The 16,775-nt window shown below is 33.0% G+C and carries 13 protein-coding genes; 10 read left to right on the forward strand and 3 right to left on the reverse strand.

What is annotated here, in order from left to right:
- The first annotated feature begins 67 nt into the window (after window positions 1-67).
- The 7 genes from ACNQF6_RS01735 (at window position 68) to ACNQF6_RS01765 (ending at window position 9,643) form a co-directional block, all read left to right on the forward strand.
- Complete coding sequence (locus ACNQF6_RS01735) at window positions 68-838, forward strand: DUF3108 domain-containing protein (RefSeq protein WP_417962986.1); 771 nt, start codon at window positions 68-70, stop codon at window positions 836-838.
- Entirely contained in the window at window positions 838-1,773 is a 936-nt protein-coding gene (locus ACNQF6_RS01740; RefSeq protein WP_417962665.1) for a tryptophan 2,3-dioxygenase family protein, read from the forward strand. Before ACNQF6_RS01735 ends, ACNQF6_RS01740 begins: the two co-directional genes overlap by 1 nt.
- A gap of 20 nt (window positions 1,774-1,793) precedes the next feature.
- Window positions 1,794-3,014: a M23 family metallopeptidase gene (locus ACNQF6_RS01745; protein ID WP_417962667.1), complete on the forward strand. Its 1,221-nt coding sequence runs from the start codon at window positions 1,794-1,796 to the stop codon at window positions 3,012-3,014.
- A gap of 186 nt (window positions 3,015-3,200) precedes the next feature.
- Window positions 3,201-4,844: a glucose-6-phosphate isomerase gene (gene pgi, locus ACNQF6_RS01750; protein ID WP_417962669.1), complete on the forward strand. Its 1,644-nt coding sequence runs from the start codon at window positions 3,201-3,203 to the stop codon at window positions 4,842-4,844.
- 385 nt (window positions 4,845-5,229) lie between these two features.
- Window positions 5,230-8,553, forward strand: a complete 3,324-nt coding sequence (locus ACNQF6_RS01755) for a TonB-dependent receptor (protein WP_417962671.1) — start codon at window positions 5,230-5,232, stop codon at window positions 8,551-8,553.
- Between the two features lie 91 nt (window positions 8,554-8,644).
- The gene (locus ACNQF6_RS01760) at window positions 8,645-9,079 is read left to right on the forward strand and encodes a hypothetical protein (RefSeq protein WP_417962673.1); all 435 of its coding nucleotides are present in this window, start codon (window positions 8,645-8,647) and stop codon (window positions 9,077-9,079) included.
- Between the two features lie 81 nt (window positions 9,080-9,160).
- Window positions 9,161-9,643 carry a septal ring lytic transglycosylase RlpA family protein gene (locus ACNQF6_RS01765; protein WP_417962674.1) on the forward strand — a complete coding sequence of 161 codons (483 nt, stop codon included), beginning with the start codon at window positions 9,161-9,163 and terminating at the stop codon, window positions 9,641-9,643.
- Between the two features lies 1 nt (window position 9,644).
- On the opposite strand, the gene ACNQF6_RS01770 is transcribed toward ACNQF6_RS01765, so the two are convergent.
- On the reverse strand, window positions 9,645-10,112 hold the full coding sequence (locus ACNQF6_RS01770; RefSeq protein WP_417962676.1) for a CYTH domain-containing protein: 468 nt from the start codon (window positions 10,110-10,112) through the stop codon (window positions 9,645-9,647).
- 389 nt (window positions 10,113-10,501) lie between these two features.
- Between ACNQF6_RS01770 and ACNQF6_RS01775 the strand changes: the two genes are divergently transcribed.
- From ACNQF6_RS01775 to ACNQF6_RS01785, 3 genes are all read left to right on the forward strand, one after another.
- The gene (locus tag ACNQF6_RS01775; RefSeq protein ID WP_417962678.1) at window positions 10,502-12,592 is read left to right on the forward strand and encodes a recombinase; all 2,091 of its coding nucleotides are present in this window, start codon (window positions 10,502-10,504) and stop codon (window positions 12,590-12,592) included.
- Window positions 12,593-12,645: 53 nt separating this feature from the next.
- Entirely contained in the window at window positions 12,646-13,728 is a 1,083-nt protein-coding gene (gene dinB / locus ACNQF6_RS01780; protein ID WP_417962680.1) for a DNA polymerase IV, read from the forward strand.
- 95 nt (window positions 13,729-13,823) lie between these two features.
- Window positions 13,824-14,339, forward strand: a complete 516-nt coding sequence (locus tag ACNQF6_RS01785; RefSeq protein ID WP_282711050.1) for a PAS domain-containing protein — start codon at window positions 13,824-13,826, stop codon at window positions 14,337-14,339.
- Between the two features lie 59 nt (window positions 14,340-14,398).
- On the opposite strand, the gene ACNQF6_RS01790 is transcribed toward ACNQF6_RS01785, so the two are convergent.
- The gene (locus tag ACNQF6_RS01790; RefSeq protein ID WP_417962682.1) at window positions 14,399-15,169 is read right to left on the reverse strand and encodes a Bax inhibitor-1/YccA family protein; all 771 of its coding nucleotides are present in this window, start codon (window positions 15,167-15,169) and stop codon (window positions 14,399-14,401) included.
- Window positions 15,170-15,341: 172 nt separating this feature from the next.
- Window positions 15,342-16,772, reverse strand: a complete 1,431-nt coding sequence (pyk, locus tag ACNQF6_RS01795) for a pyruvate kinase (RefSeq protein ID WP_417962684.1) — start codon at window positions 16,770-16,772, stop codon at window positions 15,342-15,344.
- Between the last annotated feature and the right edge of the window lie 3 nt (window positions 16,773-16,775).

The following is a 16,775-nucleotide window of genomic DNA, read 5'->3' on the forward strand; positions in this document are numbered from 1 at the left end:
TTTTTGTTTTAATATATTTGGAACAAAATTTGCTGTTAGAGTCAATAAATTGACGAATAAAGTAATGATGAAAAAAATAATACTATTCTTTGTAGTGATATTGACCGTAAGTTTTGATTCTCCAAAAGAGGATGCTTATGACGTGGGTGAGTGGTTTAAATTTCGCATTCATTATGGAATAGTAAATGCCGGTTACGCTACATTAGAGGTGAAAGATGCTGCAGTAAATAACAAAAAAACGTTTCATGTTGTAGGTAGAGGATATACTACCGGAATGTCTCGATTTTTCTTTAAAGTAGACGATTTATACGAAAGTTATATTGATAAGGATACCAGAAATCCATATCAGTTTGTCCGAAAAATTAATGAAGGCGGGTATACTAAAAACCAAGAAGGCTTTTTTAATCAGTCTACTAATAAAGTTCTTGTCAAAGATTACAAACATAAAACAGAGAAAACAATTTACGTTCCTAAGAACACACAAGACATTTTGTCTACCTTTTATTATCTAAGGAATTATCCTGGAATCGATAAGTTAAAAATTGGAGAGTCTGTTGCGATTGATATGTTTTTTGATGATGAAACGACAAAATTTAAACTTAAGTTTATAGGTCGTGAAAACATTGCAACTAAATTTGGGGTGGTATCAACGATGGTTTTTAGACCTTTGGTACAATCAGGACGTGTTTTTAAAGAACAAGAAAGTCTTACCGTTTGGATTTCAGACGATGATAATAAATTACCAATAAGAATAAAAGCCAGCTTGGCAGTAGGTTCAATAAAAGCAGATATAGATGCATATAGAGGATTGAAGTATCCTTTTAAAACAAATAAATAATGAATAATATTGATAGTTCAGAAGGGATTTTAAAAGAAATTGAAATAAAATACCAAGCAATAAATCAAAAAACAGAGACGCAACTGGAAGGATTATTATGGTCAAAACCAATTACGTATTGGGATTATATACAAACAGATGCATTGTTAAGTCTTCAAGTTCAAAGAACAACGCTTCCTGATGAGATGGTTTTTATTATGTACCATCAAGTGAATGAGCTTATATTTAAGATGATACTTTGGGAAATGCGCCAAATTTCCTATTGTGAAAATATTGAAACTGATTTTTTTACTGAAAGGTTAATGAGAATTAGCCGTTATTTTGATATGCTAACGACTTCTTTTAGCATTATGGGAGACGGAATGGAAGTAGATCAATATATGAAATTTAGAAATACGCTAACACCTGCCAGCGGTTTTCAAAGCGCACAATACCGTTTAATAGAATTTTCCTCTACAGACCTAATAAATCTTATTGATCACCGTTATAGAAATTCAATAGACAGGAATACGCCTTATGAATTTGCATTGGAGCATTTGTATTGGCAAGCAGCCGGAAAAAATTATCATACGGGTAAAAAATCGTTTTTATTGGAGGAATTCGAAAGAAAATACAAGAAGATGTTCCTGAATCATATGGAAGAATATAACACCATAAATATTTGGCAAAAATTCAAACAACTTCCAGATTTAGATCAAAAAAATCCAGAGTTAATTTTAGCGATGCGTCATTATGACCATACAGTGAATATTACTTGGGTAATGCAACATTTAAATACGGCAAAGAAATATATAGATCAGAGCGGTAAAGGAGATGGTGAAGCGACAGGAGGAAGTGACTGGAAAAAGTACATGCATCCAAAGTACCAGCGCAGAATATTTTTTCCGGAATTATGGTCGGTAGAAGAACTCTTACATTGGGGAGAAGAAAAATAATTTGAATAAAAAAACATAGTTTGAAACAAGTATTATTAGTATTTATAGTATTATTTTCTTTGAGTTCTTGTAATAAATCTGATGAGATTCTAGAAAAAGAAATTATTAAACCAGCAGTTAAGAAGATAGAGTTTGGGTTTAAATATTCTGATTTTAATGTTGTTCAGGATACTGTACAAAAGGGAGATACTTTTGGGACTTTACTTGAAGCACAAAATATTGGAGAGCGCGAAGTATATGATATTATCGCTAAAGTAAAAGACACTTTTGATGTGAGAACCATCAGAATAGATAAGCCTTTTACTATGCTTCGGTCAAAAAATAAAAAGAATGATTTACAGTTTTTTATCTATCAGCCGGATGCGTTAAACTATTATGTAGTTGATTTACGTGACACGGCTGTTGTTGCTTATAAAAAAACAAAACCCATTACGATTAAACGTCGCACCATTGGTGGGGTTTTGAAAGAATCGTTATCAGAAACCTTGGGAAATGCCAAGATTGAAGGAGCATTGGCAAGTAAAATCTCTAAAATTTACGCCTATTCTATCGATTTTATGAAACTCAAAAAAGGAGATCGTTTTGCGATAACTTTTACGGAGCGATTCATAAATGACACTGTTTATGACGGTGTAGAAGAACTGGAAGCTTCCTTTTTTGAATACAAGGGAAAAATTATTTATGCATTTCCTTTTGCCCAAAATCCGGATTCAGACAAAATAGAATATTATGATGAAGATGGAAAAACCTTGAAAAATTTCTTTCTTAAGTCTCCAATAAAATTCAGTAGAATATCCTCTAGATTTTCAACCAGTAGGTTTCATCCTGTTCAACACAGATGGAAAGCACATAAAGGAACGGATTATGCAGCACCACGCGGTACTCCTATTACTGCAACCGCAGGAGGAGTTGTGGGACAAAGTGGTTTTACTGCCGGAAACGGGAATTTTGTAAAGGTGAAACACAATGGGACCTATTCGACACAATACTTGCACATGTCAAAAATATTAGTGAGACGAGGGCAACGTGTAAGTCAAGGACAGGTTATCGGTTTAGTAGGAAGCACAGGTTTGGCAACTGGCCCGCATGTATGTTATCGATTTTGGAAAAATGGCGTGCAGGTTGATGCATTGCGATTAAAATTGCCAACTGGCGAACCTATGACTGGAAATAATAAAAATCGTTTTATTAAACAAATAACTCCGTTAAAATTCCAATTAGATAGCGTTGCTAATTTATAATTCTGCGCCTACAAATAAGCTAAAAAGATTTTTAGACATCAAAATAGAAACACTAAGCTGATTCTGGTATGGGCACTATTTAGTGTTTTTCCTGCTAAATTGTTATATAATCGTAAACTCATTTAGCATTAAAACTAATTTCAGTATTTTTGCCAAATTTAAATAATACTACAAACTACCTAATAAATGGCTTTAAATACAATAAACCCAACAGAAACGAGCGCTTGGAAGAAACTTGAAATGCATTACAACGAAATGCAAAAAGCTTCAATGCAAGAATTATTTCAATTGGACGCAACTAGAACTGAAAAATTCAATTTGAAATGGAATGATTTTTTAATTGACTATTCAAAAAATATTATCACTCAAGAAACGCTTCATTTATTATTAGAATTAGCGGATGAGGTGGGACTAAAAAGTGCTATTGCTGATTATTTTGATGGTGCAATAATCAATCAAACCGAAAATAGAGCGGTGCTTCATACCGCATTGCGAGCCAAAGAATCAGCAGTTATTAATGTTGATGGAGATAATGTGGTTTCTGAAGTTTATGAAGTAAAAAGTAAAATAAAAGCATTTACTAATGAAGTTACTTCGGGTGAAAGAACTGGTTACACGGGAAAACCGTTCACGGATGTAGTTAATATAGGTATAGGAGGTTCGGATTTGGGTCCTGTTATGGCTGTTGAGGCTTTGCAATTTTATAAAAATCATCTTAACGTTCATTTTGTTTCAAATGTGGATGGCGATCATGTGAATGAGATTATAAAAAAATTAAATCCAGAAACGACTCTCTTTGTGATTGTTTCTAAAACATTTACCACACAAGAAACGCTTACTAATTCTGAAACTATCAGAAAATGGTTTTTAGAATCAGCTACTCAAGAAGATGTGGCTAAGCATTTTGTTGCGGTTTCAACCAATATCTACAAAGTAACAGAGTTTGGGATAAATCCTGATAATGTATTCCCTATGTGGGATTGGGTTGGTGGAAGGTTCTCTTTGTGGAGTGCTGTTGGGCTTACAATAAGCTTAGCTGTTGGATACGATAATTTTGATGAATTATTGGAAGGAGCCAATGAAATGGACGAACATTTTAAGACAGCTGATTTCGACAAAAATATGCCTGTAATATTAGCTTTATTGAGTGTTTGGTACAATAATTTTTTCGGTGCCGAAAGTGAAGCTTTAATTCCTTACACACAATATTTACAAAAATTAGCTCCTTATTTACAGCAAGGAACAATGGAGAGCAATGGTAAAAGTGTGGGTCGTGATGGAAAGCCGGTAAATTATCAAACGGGAACTATCATTTGGGGAGAGCCAGGAACGAATGCTCAGCATGCCTTTTTTCAGTTAATTCACCAAGGCACCAAATTAATTCCTGCGGATTTTATTGGGTTTATAACTCCTTTATATGGCGATAATGATCATCACGATAAACTAATGTCTAACTTTTTTGCGCAGACAGAGGCTTTGATGCATGGGAAATCTGGAGAACAAGTTCAGGCGGAATTTGATAAACAAGGAGTTTCAACAGAAAGAGCTAAATTTCTTTTACCGTTTAAAGTTTTCACCGGTAATAAGCCTACTAATACTATTTTAATCCAGAAATTATCTCCAAAAACATTAGGTTCTTTGATAGCTTTGTATGAACACAAGATTTTTGTGCAAGGAATTATCTGGAATATTTTTAGTTTTGATCAATGGGGTGTTGAGTTAGGAAAACAATTAGCTAATTCTATTTTGGATGAAATTAATACTAAAATGGTCAAAAATCATGACAGTTCTACTACTTACTTATTGAATCATTTTCTGATGAATAAATAGAGTAATTTATGCTGTTTGTTTTTACAATTTTATAATTTTTTTTACAATTTAAAAATGTAGTACCTTTTTTAATATTTAAAAAGAAGTCTAAAGCCCTGATTTTATCTAAATCAGGGCTTTTTATTTATAAGTTGCTCTCTTATAGTTGTTTTTCCAAAAATAGCCCCGAATTTTGCTTAAATTTATTTTTACGTTTTACGTTAAAATAGTAACAAAAAACCACTAGAATAATTAATAATTATATTTTTTAATAAAAAAACACCCAAAATAAATTTAAGGTAAAAAACCTGTTTGAAAATATGCTTTTCTTAACGTTGTGTTAACTTTTTAAACTAAAAATGTTATATTTTTGCCAAACATTAATAAACTAAACAGAAAAACAAAAATGAAAAGAATTATTTTTATTTTGATTATTTTTTTATCAGTTGTAGGTCATTCGCAGGTTACTAGCTCTGCTATGTCTGGAGCTGTTAAATCTAACGCTGGAGAGACTCTGCCAGGAGCTACAGTTGAGGTTGTGCACAAACCTACAGGAACGAAATATTTTTCTACTACTGATGGTAATGGAAGATATGCGGTACAAGGTATTAGACCTGGAGGTCCGTATACAGTTAGAGTTACTTATGTTGGTTACAAAACAACAGAAATCACAGAAATTAATGCTCCTCTTGGAAACAGCTTAACAGTAAATGTTGTTGTTGAAGAAGAATCTAATCTACTTAAAGAAGTTGTTGTAGTTTCAACAAAATCTAATGGAGCATTCAATAAAGGAAGAACTGGAGCTTCTCAACAGTTTTCTAATAGAGAGATTACTGCAGTTCCCGTAACTGGAGCTCGCTCAATAAATTCTATCACAAAATACAACGCTAATGCGGGAAGTAATGGTACTTTTGGAGGACAGGATTCAAGATTAAATAACTTTACTATTGATGGTTCTGTTTTTAACAATGGATTTGGTTTAGGAAGTGATTCACAAGCAGGAGGTAGAACAGGTTCAACAGCCATTTCTTTAGATGCTATTGAACAATTGCAAGTAAGTATTGCGCCTTATGATGTAAGACAGTCAGGGTTTTTAGGATCTGGAATAAATGCAGTTACTAAAAGTGGAACAAATGAAGTTGAAGGATCGGTTTATAATTCATTCCGTAGTAATAAAAAAGATTTTATTGGAACTAAAGCTGGAGAAAACGTTATAATTCCTGGGAAATTTGAAGAAAAAATTTGGGGAGCTAGAATTGGGGCGCCAATCATTAAAGACAAATTATTTTTCTTTGGAAATTTTGAAACTTTAGAAAACATAAGCCCAGCAACTACTTGGACTTCTACAGGATCTCCACAGCCTAGTGCTCAGGTTTCTAGACCTACTTTTGAACAGATGCAAACTCTTTCTAATTTTTTACAAGAAAAGTTTAACTATACAACTGGACCGTGGGAGAATTATGATGCTGAAAGGATTTCTAAAAAATTCTTAGCAAGAGTTGACTGGAATATTAACGATAATCATCAAATAACAGTTCGTTATGTGCATCATGATTCTAATTCGGATGAATTGACTTCTAATTCTAATTCTTTAGGTTTTGGTAACAGAAGAACTAGTCCACTAGCAATGTCTTTCAAGAATAGTGGTTATGTGATACAAGACAACACTAGATCTGCTGTTTTAGAATTAAATAGTAAATTAAGTAATTCTTGGTATAATAACTTCATCGCAGGTTATGATAAACAAATAGAAGACAGAGCTTTACAAGGTGGTGGGTTGTTCCCAACTATTGATATATTAGATGGGGCTACAACAGCTATATCAGCTGGTTTAGATCCATTTACACAAGGGAATAAACTTTCCTATTCTACATTGCACTTTACTAATAATTTAACAAAAACAATAGGAAAACACTCTTTATTGTTTGGAGCTAATTTTGAGTATTTTAAATCAAGTAACTTGTTTTTCTCCGGATCTAATGGTGTTTATACTTTTAATTCATTGAATGATTTTTACGCAGCTGCTAATCAATCAGCTAACACAGGAGGTATTCCTTCAACAACGGCACTTCCGGCTAGATTGCAATTTAGATATTCAGCTTTACCGGGTGCTCAAGAACCTTTGCAAATATTCAAGTCTAATAAACTTGATTTGTATGTGCAAGATGAAATGAAATTGACCGATAGATTTAAATTGACAGTAGGTCTTCGCGCAACATCAGTATGGTTTGCTGATACCGCTCTTGAAAACCCGGCAGTTACTGCGCTAACGTTTGCTCAAGGAGAAAAATTTAATACAGGGGTTATGCCTGAAACACAATATTTATTTGAGCCTAGAGTTGGTTTTAACTTAGACTTAAATGGAGATTCATCTACGCTTCTTCGTGGAGGTAGTGGTGTGTTTACAGGAAGAGCACCATCTGTTTACTTGTCTAATGCTATTGGAAATAATGGTGTACTTACTGGTTTTGTTGATGTTAGTGGAGCTGCACTAGCTTCAGGTGGGTATGGTTTTACTCCAAATCCTAATGATTATTTCATACCTGATACTCCAACTCTTCCTACAACTTTTGAGTTGGCTTTCTCAGACAAAAAATTTAAATTCCCTCAAGTATGGAAAACTAACATTGCAGTTGATCAAAAACTTCCTTTTGGTTTTGTAGCAACTGTTGAAGGTATTTTTCAAAGAAACATAAATGCTATCGATTATTATAATGCTAATTTTGATGCTCCAGTAGGAACTTTCAGTGGTCCGGATAACAGACCAAGATATGCTCGTACAGACGCAGGTGTTCGTGTAAATGATAATGTTTCTAGTGCAGTTGTTTTAACTAATACTGATAAAGGAACTTTTTATTCTACAACTTTTAAATTAGAGTATCCTTACAAAAAAGGTCTTTGGGGATCATTTGCATACACACACTCTAGCGCTAATGATTTATTATCTCCTGGCTCTATTGCATCTGGTTCTTGGACCGGTGCTAGATCTGTAAATGGAAATAATGACTTACCACTAGCATTGTCTAACAATAATACACCACACAGATTAGTTGGTATTTTAGGATACAAAATCGAATACGGTAAAAATGTAGGAGCTGCCACTTCAATCAACTTAGGATATATTGGTGAGCAAGCTGGACCATTTTCTTACTCTTATGGAGGTGATATGAATGGAGACAGAGTAAACAATAATGATTTGATATATGTTCCTGTTCAAGCATCGGACATTCGTTTTACGAATATTATAGCTGCGGATTTAAACTCTTCTTTAAGAGGAACTCCAGCTGGGAATGTAGTAGTTTTTACACCGGCACAACAAGTTGCCGCGTTTGATCAATACATTGACCAAGACAAGTACCTTTCTACAAGAAGAGGAATGTATGTAGAGAGAAATGGTGGAGTTCTTCCAATGTTACATAGGTTAGATTTATCAGCAACTCAAGATTTTTATATTACAATTGCAGGTAAAAAGAATAATTTCCAGTTCAGAGCTGATATCTTAAACTTTACTAATTTTATTAATAAAGATTGGGGTATTTCCCAAAGAGTTACTAATGCAAACGTTTTAAATTATAGAACTACTACTGCAAATGTTCCTTTTTATCAATTGGCAACTCAAGTTGAGCCTAATGGAAGCAGAGTTTTAATCAAAGACACTTTCCAGAAAAATGCATCAACGTTTGATGTTTGGCAAGCACAGTTTACTTTGAGATATATTTTTGGAAAATAGATTCAATATATTTAATGTTAAAAACCACGTTGAAAGACGTGGTTTTTTTATGCCTTTTTTTCTTATATTTGTTAAAACAAAAACAGTATTTATGTACGATATTATTCAAAAATTCCATTCAGGTTGGGGCTATTTAGCACTTTTAGTATTAGTGATTGCAGTTGTTAATTCCTTTATTGGATTGTCTTCTAAAAAAGATTTTACTTCGAAAGACAGAAAAATTGCATTATTTGCATTAATAGCAATTCATACTCAATTATTAGTTGGGTTGATTTTATATTTCGTATCTCCAAATGGGTTAAATATGATAAAAGCAGTAGGAATGGGTGGATTAACAACTGAAAGCAGGCTACTTGCTTTAGAACATCCTTTAATAAATATTATTGCAATTGTTTTAATCACTATAGGCTGGTCAAAACATAAAAAAATAATAGCTAGTGAATCAAAATTCAAAACTTTCTCTATTTTTTATGGTTTAGGATTAGTGCTTATTTTAAGTAGGATTCCATGGAAAATTTGGTTTTAAAAACCAATTAAAGCTCTAGAAATAGGGCTTTTTTTATCTAGGTATGGTTTTTGTAAAATAGATTTAACTAATACAATATATATGAAAAAAGCAATAACATTATTTTTTTTACTTGCAATTATTAGCTTAGTCAGCAGCCAAAGTTCAATCATAGAAAAACAAAAAGCAGCAATACAAAAAGACACACTTAAGAAGGGTAAAGCAACTGTTGAATTACAAGAAAATAAAATAGATTCTTTAATAACCTCATTAGGGAAATTTAAAATCTATAAAAAAGAAGCACATGCATCATATTATGCTGACAAATTTAATGGGAAACGCACAACAAGCGGTAGGAAATTTGATAATAATAAATACACTGCTGCACATAAAAAACTTCCTTTTGGCACTAAAGTAAAAGTGACCAATGAAAAAAATGGAAAATCAGTAATTGTGGAAATTACTGATAGAGGACCATTTGTTAAATCAAGAGAAATCGACCTTTCAAAACGAGCATTTATGGATATTGCCTCTAATAAAAGCAGCGGAGGAATGCAAGTTACAATAGCGGTATTAAGTAATTAAATTACCAGTTTTTGTATGGATTAGAACTTAAATAAGCATTGTAATAGCGATTGATGTTAGTTACTTCTTCACCCAGCCAACTTGGTTTTTCAAAAGTTTCCATTTCAGAATCAAGTTCAATTTCAGCGACAATCAAGCCTTCATTTTCTCCATAAAATTCATCAACCTCAAAAACATGATTGCCTTGTTTTACCTCAAAACGGGTTTTATCAATAACACCTTTCTCGCATAATAATAGTAATTCCTTTGCTTCAGCAACAGGAATTTCTTTTTCCCATTCAAAACGGGACATGCCGGAATCATTCGAAATCCCTTTTATGGTCAAATATCCCTTGTCGCCTTTTATGCGTACACGCACCGTACGTTCTGGGGCCGAACTCAAATACCCTTGCGCAATATGATTTTGTGCGAAAGCTTCAGCTTTGAATGAATCGTTTAAAACTAAAAATTTTCTTTCTATTTCAATCATTTTTTATAAATATTTTGGAGCTTTATCCAGCTAGTCGTTTCAATTTCTCAATCATAAAACTTTTTTTCTATTTTTAAAAAAGGAGCTTCTTGGGTCGCTCTTTTTTTAAAAGAAAAAATAGTTTTTTTTAATCGAAGATTTCCACTTCTATCTGGGCTAATCCAGAAGCTCAAAGGTATCAAATATTTCCATTTTCGGGCTTTAATATCTTCCGTTAAGATTGTATAATCAAAAACAATGGTCTTAATTATATTATGAATTAGTTTTCGAGCGAATATATTTTAGTGCCTTAATTGTGTATAAAGGATAGTTTGCATCTAGTTTAACAGTTATTTTATGAATAAGTTAATGGAAGTTACTGCGTCGATTTGTATTTTTACAAAAACCGAATGAATTTAAACATGCCAATTTTTAAAGTAAAATCTAAGCCAACACCTCCAACACTACTTATCAAGTTTTTTGGAGAAAGTCAATCATGGCGTGAAACAGATGATAATTTAGAACCTTTAATCGAATTAATTAGGCAGATAAGACCTTTGAAAATAAAAAATCTGGAAACGGTCAATTTGCAAGAAATCATTTCCTTTTTCAATGAAAATGTTTATTGTAGGGAACAATTCTCAATATATCTGAAAGAAATACTAAAAGACAAGAAATTCAATAAAATACTTTCTGATGCTGCTATTCTGCAAGATGTAGATTTTATATTTGAAGTCAAAAAAAGAATATTCGCTAAATTTTTACCGTATCAGCCCCAAAAAGATACTTTAGAATATATCTTGAATCAGGTTTTCTATTTAGCTAATGATACCATTTGGATTAACAAAATTCCATCCAATCAATTGGAAGAATTATATGGAATTTTAAAATTCAAATCAATTTATGAAAGTGTTGAACCTAATTCAGTTTTATCGGAAGTATTAGTTGCAATGGATTTAATCACGCAACGCATTAGTGGTCGAGCCTTGGAAACGGATGTTATCAAAATGGTGCCGGAATTTGATGATTACGAAAGCCCTTTTACAGCTTTTGAAAAGGAATTATTCCTTATTGAAGACAGAATAAGAAATTCTGAAAATCATTTTATTAAACCCGATGATTTGTCCTATGCGCAGTTATTAGTTTTACATAAGCAATGTGAAGACTTTGTGGAGAAAGCATTTCACAACAGTTCAAAATATGGGATTTCGCTTCGTGTAAATCAAAATTTATTGAAAATTAGACAGCAATTAGTGCGACTTAAATTTTTAGTTTCGTTGTTAATTATAGAAAAAGGGACTGATAAAAAAAATAATGGAATTGCATTGGCTCTGCACTTAATTAAGTACAATTGCTATAAGAATAATGTCAGGAAGTTTATTGGTGAAAGCACCCAACTCATTTCCTATGAAATAACGCAACATACAGCTAAAACCGGGGAGCATTATATCACCGAGAGTAAACAGGAGTATTTCAAGATGTTTAGGACGGCTTTAGGAGGAGGATTTATAGTAGGGATTTTATGCATTATTAAAGTGTTACTTTCTAAAGCTGATACAAGTTTTTTTGGGCATGCTTTTCTGTACAGTATGAATTATGCTTTTGGATTTATTGCTATTTATCTTTTAGGTTTTACGCTGGCGACAAAACAACCGGCAATGACAGCCTCTGCTTTAATTAAAGCGTTAGAGGAAGGTGTCATAAAAAAAGGCAAAGATGCTGAAAAGTACAAAGCTTTTGCAATTCTTTTTGCACGTGTGTTTCGGTCTCAGTTTATCGCTTTTGTGGGGAATGTGATCATGGCTTTTCCGGTTTCGCTACTTGGAATCTGGGGTATTGATTATGCGTTTCAGTATAATATTGCTGCCACTAAATGGGAAGGGTTACTTATTGATTTGAGTCCTATTCATTCTTTAGCCATATTTCATGCGGCCATTGCCGGAGTATTTTTGTTTTTATCAGGAATCATCTCCGGAAGTATTGCAAACAGGGATAAGCACAATCAAGTGTATTTCCGAATTACTGAACACCCTTTGCTGAAAAGGAGTTTGGGGAAAGATAGAACGATTAAATTAGCTAAATTATATAGAAAAAGATGGGCTGGGATTATTTCAAATTTCTGGTTTGGAATATTCATGGGAAGTACTGCCTCTATAGGTTTGTTTTTAGGGTTGAATCTTGATATTAGACACATCACTTTTGGTAGCGGAAATCTTGCTTTGGCTTTATATGGCGCTAATTATGCCGTAAGTAATTCCATGTTATTCTGGGGTGTTTTTGGGATTGGTATTATGGGATTGGTTAACTTTATAGTAAGTTTTAGTCTTTCACTAGGGCTTGCATTTCGTTCTAGAGCTATTTCATTATTTGAATTGCGATTTGTCACAGTTTCTATTTGGAATCATTTCAAGTCGAGACCCGTTAGCTTTTTTTTCCCAACAGAAAAGAAAAATAAATCGGAAGTTGTAGAGAATTATTTGCATGTGGAAGATCATAAATAATTTTTAGCATTACTAAATCATTCGAAAAAACAGTACATATTCAACCAGTTTAGATGCAGGAATTAATTCCAAATAGAAAAATCATACACGTTGACATGGATGCTTTCTATGCTTCAGTAGAGCAAATGGATAATCCATTATTGCGTGGGAAGCCTATAGCTGTAGGTGGCTCAGAAAACCGAGGCGTTGTTGCTGCGGCAAGTTATGAAGCCAGAAAATTTGGAGTTCGAAGCGCTATTAGTGGCGTTATGGCCAAAAAAAATTGTCCAGAACTTATTTTTGTACGACCACGTTTTGACAGATATAAGGAAATTTCGAGTAAAATTCAAAAGATTTTTTATGAATATACGGACTTGGTTGAGCCATTGTCACTCGATGAGGCTTATTTAGACGTTACTAATAATAAAAAAGGGAATCCCAGTGCTACGTTATTGGCACAGGAAATAAGACAGCGTATTTTTGACGAAGTGGGCTTGACGGCCTCAGCAGGAATATCAGTGAATAAGTTTGTGGCTAAAATTGCCAGTGATTACAACAAACCAAATGGTCAAAAAACAGTCAATCCGCATGAAGTAATTTCGTTTTTGGAAGAATTGCCTATTCGGAAATTTCATGGTGTTGGAAAAGTAACCACTGAAAAAATGTACCAACTTGGGATTTTTACCGGAGTAGAATTAAAAAACAAAACATTGGAATTCCTGGAGAAGCATTTCGGGAAATCTGGAAATTTTTATTACAATGTTGTGAGAGGAATTCATAACAGCGAAGTGAAATCTAACCGAATTACTAAATCAGTTGCTGCTGAACACACTTTTGATGTCAATCTTTCTTCTGAAATTTTTATGATTGAGAAATTAGAGATTATTGCCGCGGCATTGGAAAAAAGATTAAAAAGATACAATGTAGCCGGTAAAACAATTACTTTAAAAATAAAATACAGTGATTTTACGCAACAAACTCGGAGTAAAACGTTGCCTTATTTTATTTCAGATAAAGGATTGATTTTAGAAATTGTGAAGGGGTTGTTGTATCAAGAGCGGATGAAAGATTCTGTTCGTTTACTCGGAATTTCAGTCAGTAATTTAAACACTGAAGAAAAAAAGTTTGTTGTTGTGCAGCTAAAATTTGATTTTTAGAAACTAATCAGTTCGTTCAACAATGGTTAAAGTCTGGAATATGTTGCTTTCTTTTTGTAAATAAAATTATATTTGGTTTTTTAAAAAGAAATGACATGAATAATTTTAAAGAATATGAAGAGGCTATTGCCAGATATCACAGTGGTTTAAGTGTGAGAACTGTACCTGTGTCTTCTTGGAATTTCCATAATGATTTTTTAGGTTTAATAAAAAATATTTTTGTAGATTTAAAAAAACTGAACTCTTTGGCTTCTCAAAGTAAATGGATTAATGATAATTGGGATTTGAAAACAAGATTGAGAGAAGAGGTAGTAATTTTGACAGATACTAAACTAAATATTGTTTTTGCCTCGCACAATATGATAAAAATGAATGGTTACGCAGAAGCAGAAGTTTTGGGTAAAAATCCTAAGATTTTTCAAGGTTCTGCAACTGATTTGACAGTTTCGAATGAAATCAGGACAGCTATATCGCTTCAACAACCTTTTGAAAAAACGGTGATGAATTATAAAAAAAATGGAGATGTCTATGCCTGTTTGATAAAAGGATTTCCAGTTTTCAATATTAAAGGGCAGTTAAGCCACTACATAGCTTTTGAGAAAGCAGCATAAAAGAGAAAACCTTTCCAAATAGGAAAGGTTTTCTCTTTTTATAAATTATGATGATGGTTTTAATTTTTACTGTTCAGTTTTGACAGTAATCTTAAAAATTCTATATACAACCAAACCAGTGTAATCATTAATCCCATTGCGCCATACCATTCCATGTATTTTGGCATTTTCTGTACTGTTCCTTTTTCTATTCGGTCAAAATCTAAAAATAAATTTAAAGCGGCAATTACAATAACAAAAATACTGATTCCAATACTCATCATTGAGTTTCCATAATGCACGGGAACAAAACTGGTAAACATAGAAAACACCCAAGATATAAGATAATACGTTGCAATAGCCAATGTAGCAGCCACAACAACTGATTTGAATTGCTCTGTTACTTTTACAATTTTGTATTTATACAATCCAAGGCAAACCATAAAAGTTACAAAAGTGGCGCCTACGGCTTGAATTACGATTCCAGGATACATAGCTTCAAATATTGCTGAAATTCCACCAATAAATAATCCTTCGAACAAAGCATATCCTGGAGCTAAATATGGAGAGTACTGTGGTTTGAAAGTAGAAATAAGCACTAAAACTAATCCAACAATAGCACCGCCAATTGCTGGAACCATTGGATTCATTCCGTTAAATGCCAACCACCAAATTACAGTTGCAGAAGCGGTAAGAAGTAAAAATAAGATTAAACTTTTATTTATAGTGCCAGACAAAGTCATCTCGTTGTTATAATCAATGATAGTAGCTTGATGGACTTCGTCATTTTTTGAAACTGCAGTAGAAAAAGTTTTGTTGTTTAAAAATGGATTTTTAGAATTGAAACTCATAATTTGTAGGGTTATTTGTTGTTCAAATATAAATTTTATTTTGCAGATGATTGTTTAAATAATCTTAAATTTTTTTAAGAAGAAAATCGTTTTACATTAATTAATTGAATAAAAAAATCCGTCTCATTTATCTAACGAGACGGATTTTTAATATTTAATGAAATAGCTTTTACTATTCTATTTCTGACACTCTCAAGGTGTTAACCATTCCTTTATCTTTAATTGGCATTGCTGCTAGATTGATAAGGAAATCTCCTTTTTGAACAAAACCTTTTTGTTTTACAATTTCGTTTATGTCAGTTACAGTATCATCTGTGCTTACATCTTTTGTGTACATGAAGGATTTTACACCCCATAATAAATTAAGTTGTGTAAGGATTCTTTTATTGGAAGTAAAGACTAAAATATGTGCATTAGGTCTCCAGGCCGAAATTTGGAAAGCAGTATAGCCACTATTTGTTAATGTACAGATAGCTTTTGCTTTGATGACGTTAGCCATAGTTGCTGCATGATGACAAATTGTTTTAGTGATAAAACGTTTTGTTTTGATCTGTGGTGTGTTTTGTGGCACTTGAATTAGCGGAGAGTCTTCTACAGCTTCAATGATTTGAGTCATTTTTTGGATAACTTGAACAGGATAATTTCCAGTGGCAGTTTCTCCAGAAAGCATTACAGCATCTGCACCATCCATAACTGAGTTTGCAACATCATTTACCTCTGCACGTGTTGGTGTTAAGCTAGTAATCATTGTTTCCATCATTTGTGTAGCAACGATAACAGGAATACGAGCTGTTTTAGCTCTGCGAATCAATTCTTTTTGAACTAAAGGGACTTCGTGTGCAGGAAGTTCAACTCCTAAATCTCCACGAGCAACCATCAGAGCATCGCAATATGCAACAATTTTGTCAATATTTTCTAATGCTTCCGGCATTTCTATTTTGGCGATAATTGGAATTTTATAGTCAGAATGTTGCGCAATTAATTCCTGTAAATCTTGTAAGTCTCTTGGTGTTTTCACAAAAGATAGTGCAATCCAATCGACGTTTTGTCCAATAGCAAAAATAGCATCAGCTATATCTTTCTCAGTCATTGCAGGAAGAGAAATTTTTGTGTTAGGCAGATTTACACCTTTTTTTGATTTCAATTCACCACCTTGAATTACTCTTGCTATCACTTCTGATTTTTTATCAGTTTCAACGATTTCAAAGATAAGTTTTCCATCATCAAGCAAAATTCTTTCTCCAGGATTTACATCATTTGGAAAGTTTTGGTATTTCATGAATACTTTCTTAGCTGTTCCAAGAATGTCTTCGGCAGTAGTAAATGTAATTAAATCACCGTCATGTACAACTACGCCTTCTTCCATAACTCCTACGCGAAGTTTAGGTCCTTGTAAATCACCCAAGATTGCAGTTGTGTAGCCAAATTCTTCATTAAGACCTCGTATGATATTTATTTTTTCTTTTACATCATTGTAGTCAGCATGTGAAAAATTCACTCTAAATACATTTACACCGGCATCAATCATGTCTTTTATGATTTCTCTTGTACTACATGCGGGCCCAAGTGTGGCTACAATTTTTGTTTTTTTGTTTGTAAGCATTTG

The sequence above is a fragment of the Flavobacterium pasteuri genome, assembly GCF_048286615.1.
In the GTDB taxonomy this organism is placed as follows: Bacteria; Bacteroidota; Bacteroidia; order Flavobacteriales; family Flavobacteriaceae; genus Flavobacterium.

Excerpts from the sequence above, each read along its gene's own strand:
- ACNQF6_RS01735 (WP_417962986.1), top strand. The coding sequence starts at position 68 with ATGAAAAAAATAATACTATTCTTTGTAGTGATATTGACCGTAAGTTTT.
- ACNQF6_RS01740 (WP_417962665.1), top strand. The coding sequence starts at position 838 with ATGAATAATATTGATAGTTCAGAAGGGATTTTAAAAGAAATTGAAATA.
- pgi (WP_417962669.1), top strand. The coding sequence starts at position 3,201 with ATGGCTTTAAATACAATAAACCCAACAGAAACGAGCGCTTGGAAGAAA.
- ACNQF6_RS01755 (WP_417962671.1), top strand. The coding sequence starts at position 5,230 with ATGAAAAGAATTATTTTTATTTTGATTATTTTTTTATCAGTTGTAGGT.
- ACNQF6_RS01760 (WP_417962673.1), top strand. The coding sequence starts at position 8,645 with ATGTACGATATTATTCAAAAATTCCATTCAGGTTGGGGCTATTTAGCA.
- ACNQF6_RS01765 (WP_417962674.1), top strand. The coding sequence starts at position 9,161 with ATGAAAAAAGCAATAACATTATTTTTTTTACTTGCAATTATTAGCTTA.
- ACNQF6_RS01770 (WP_417962676.1), bottom strand. The coding sequence starts at position 10,112 with ATGATTGAAATAGAAAGAAAATTTTTAGTTTTAAACGATTCATTCAAA.
- ACNQF6_RS01775 (WP_417962678.1), top strand. The coding sequence starts at position 10,502 with ATGAATTTAAACATGCCAATTTTTAAAGTAAAATCTAAGCCAACACCT.
- dinB (WP_417962680.1), top strand. The coding sequence starts at position 12,646 with ATGCAGGAATTAATTCCAAATAGAAAAATCATACACGTTGACATGGAT.
- ACNQF6_RS01785 (WP_282711050.1), top strand. The coding sequence starts at position 13,824 with ATGAATAATTTTAAAGAATATGAAGAGGCTATTGCCAGATATCACAGT.
- ACNQF6_RS01790 (WP_417962682.1), bottom strand. The coding sequence starts at position 15,169 with ATGAGTTTCAATTCTAAAAATCCATTTTTAAACAACAAAACTTTTTCT.
- pyk (WP_417962684.1), bottom strand. The coding sequence starts at position 16,772 with ATGCTTACAAACAAAAAAACAAAAATTGTAGCCACACTTGGGCCCGCA.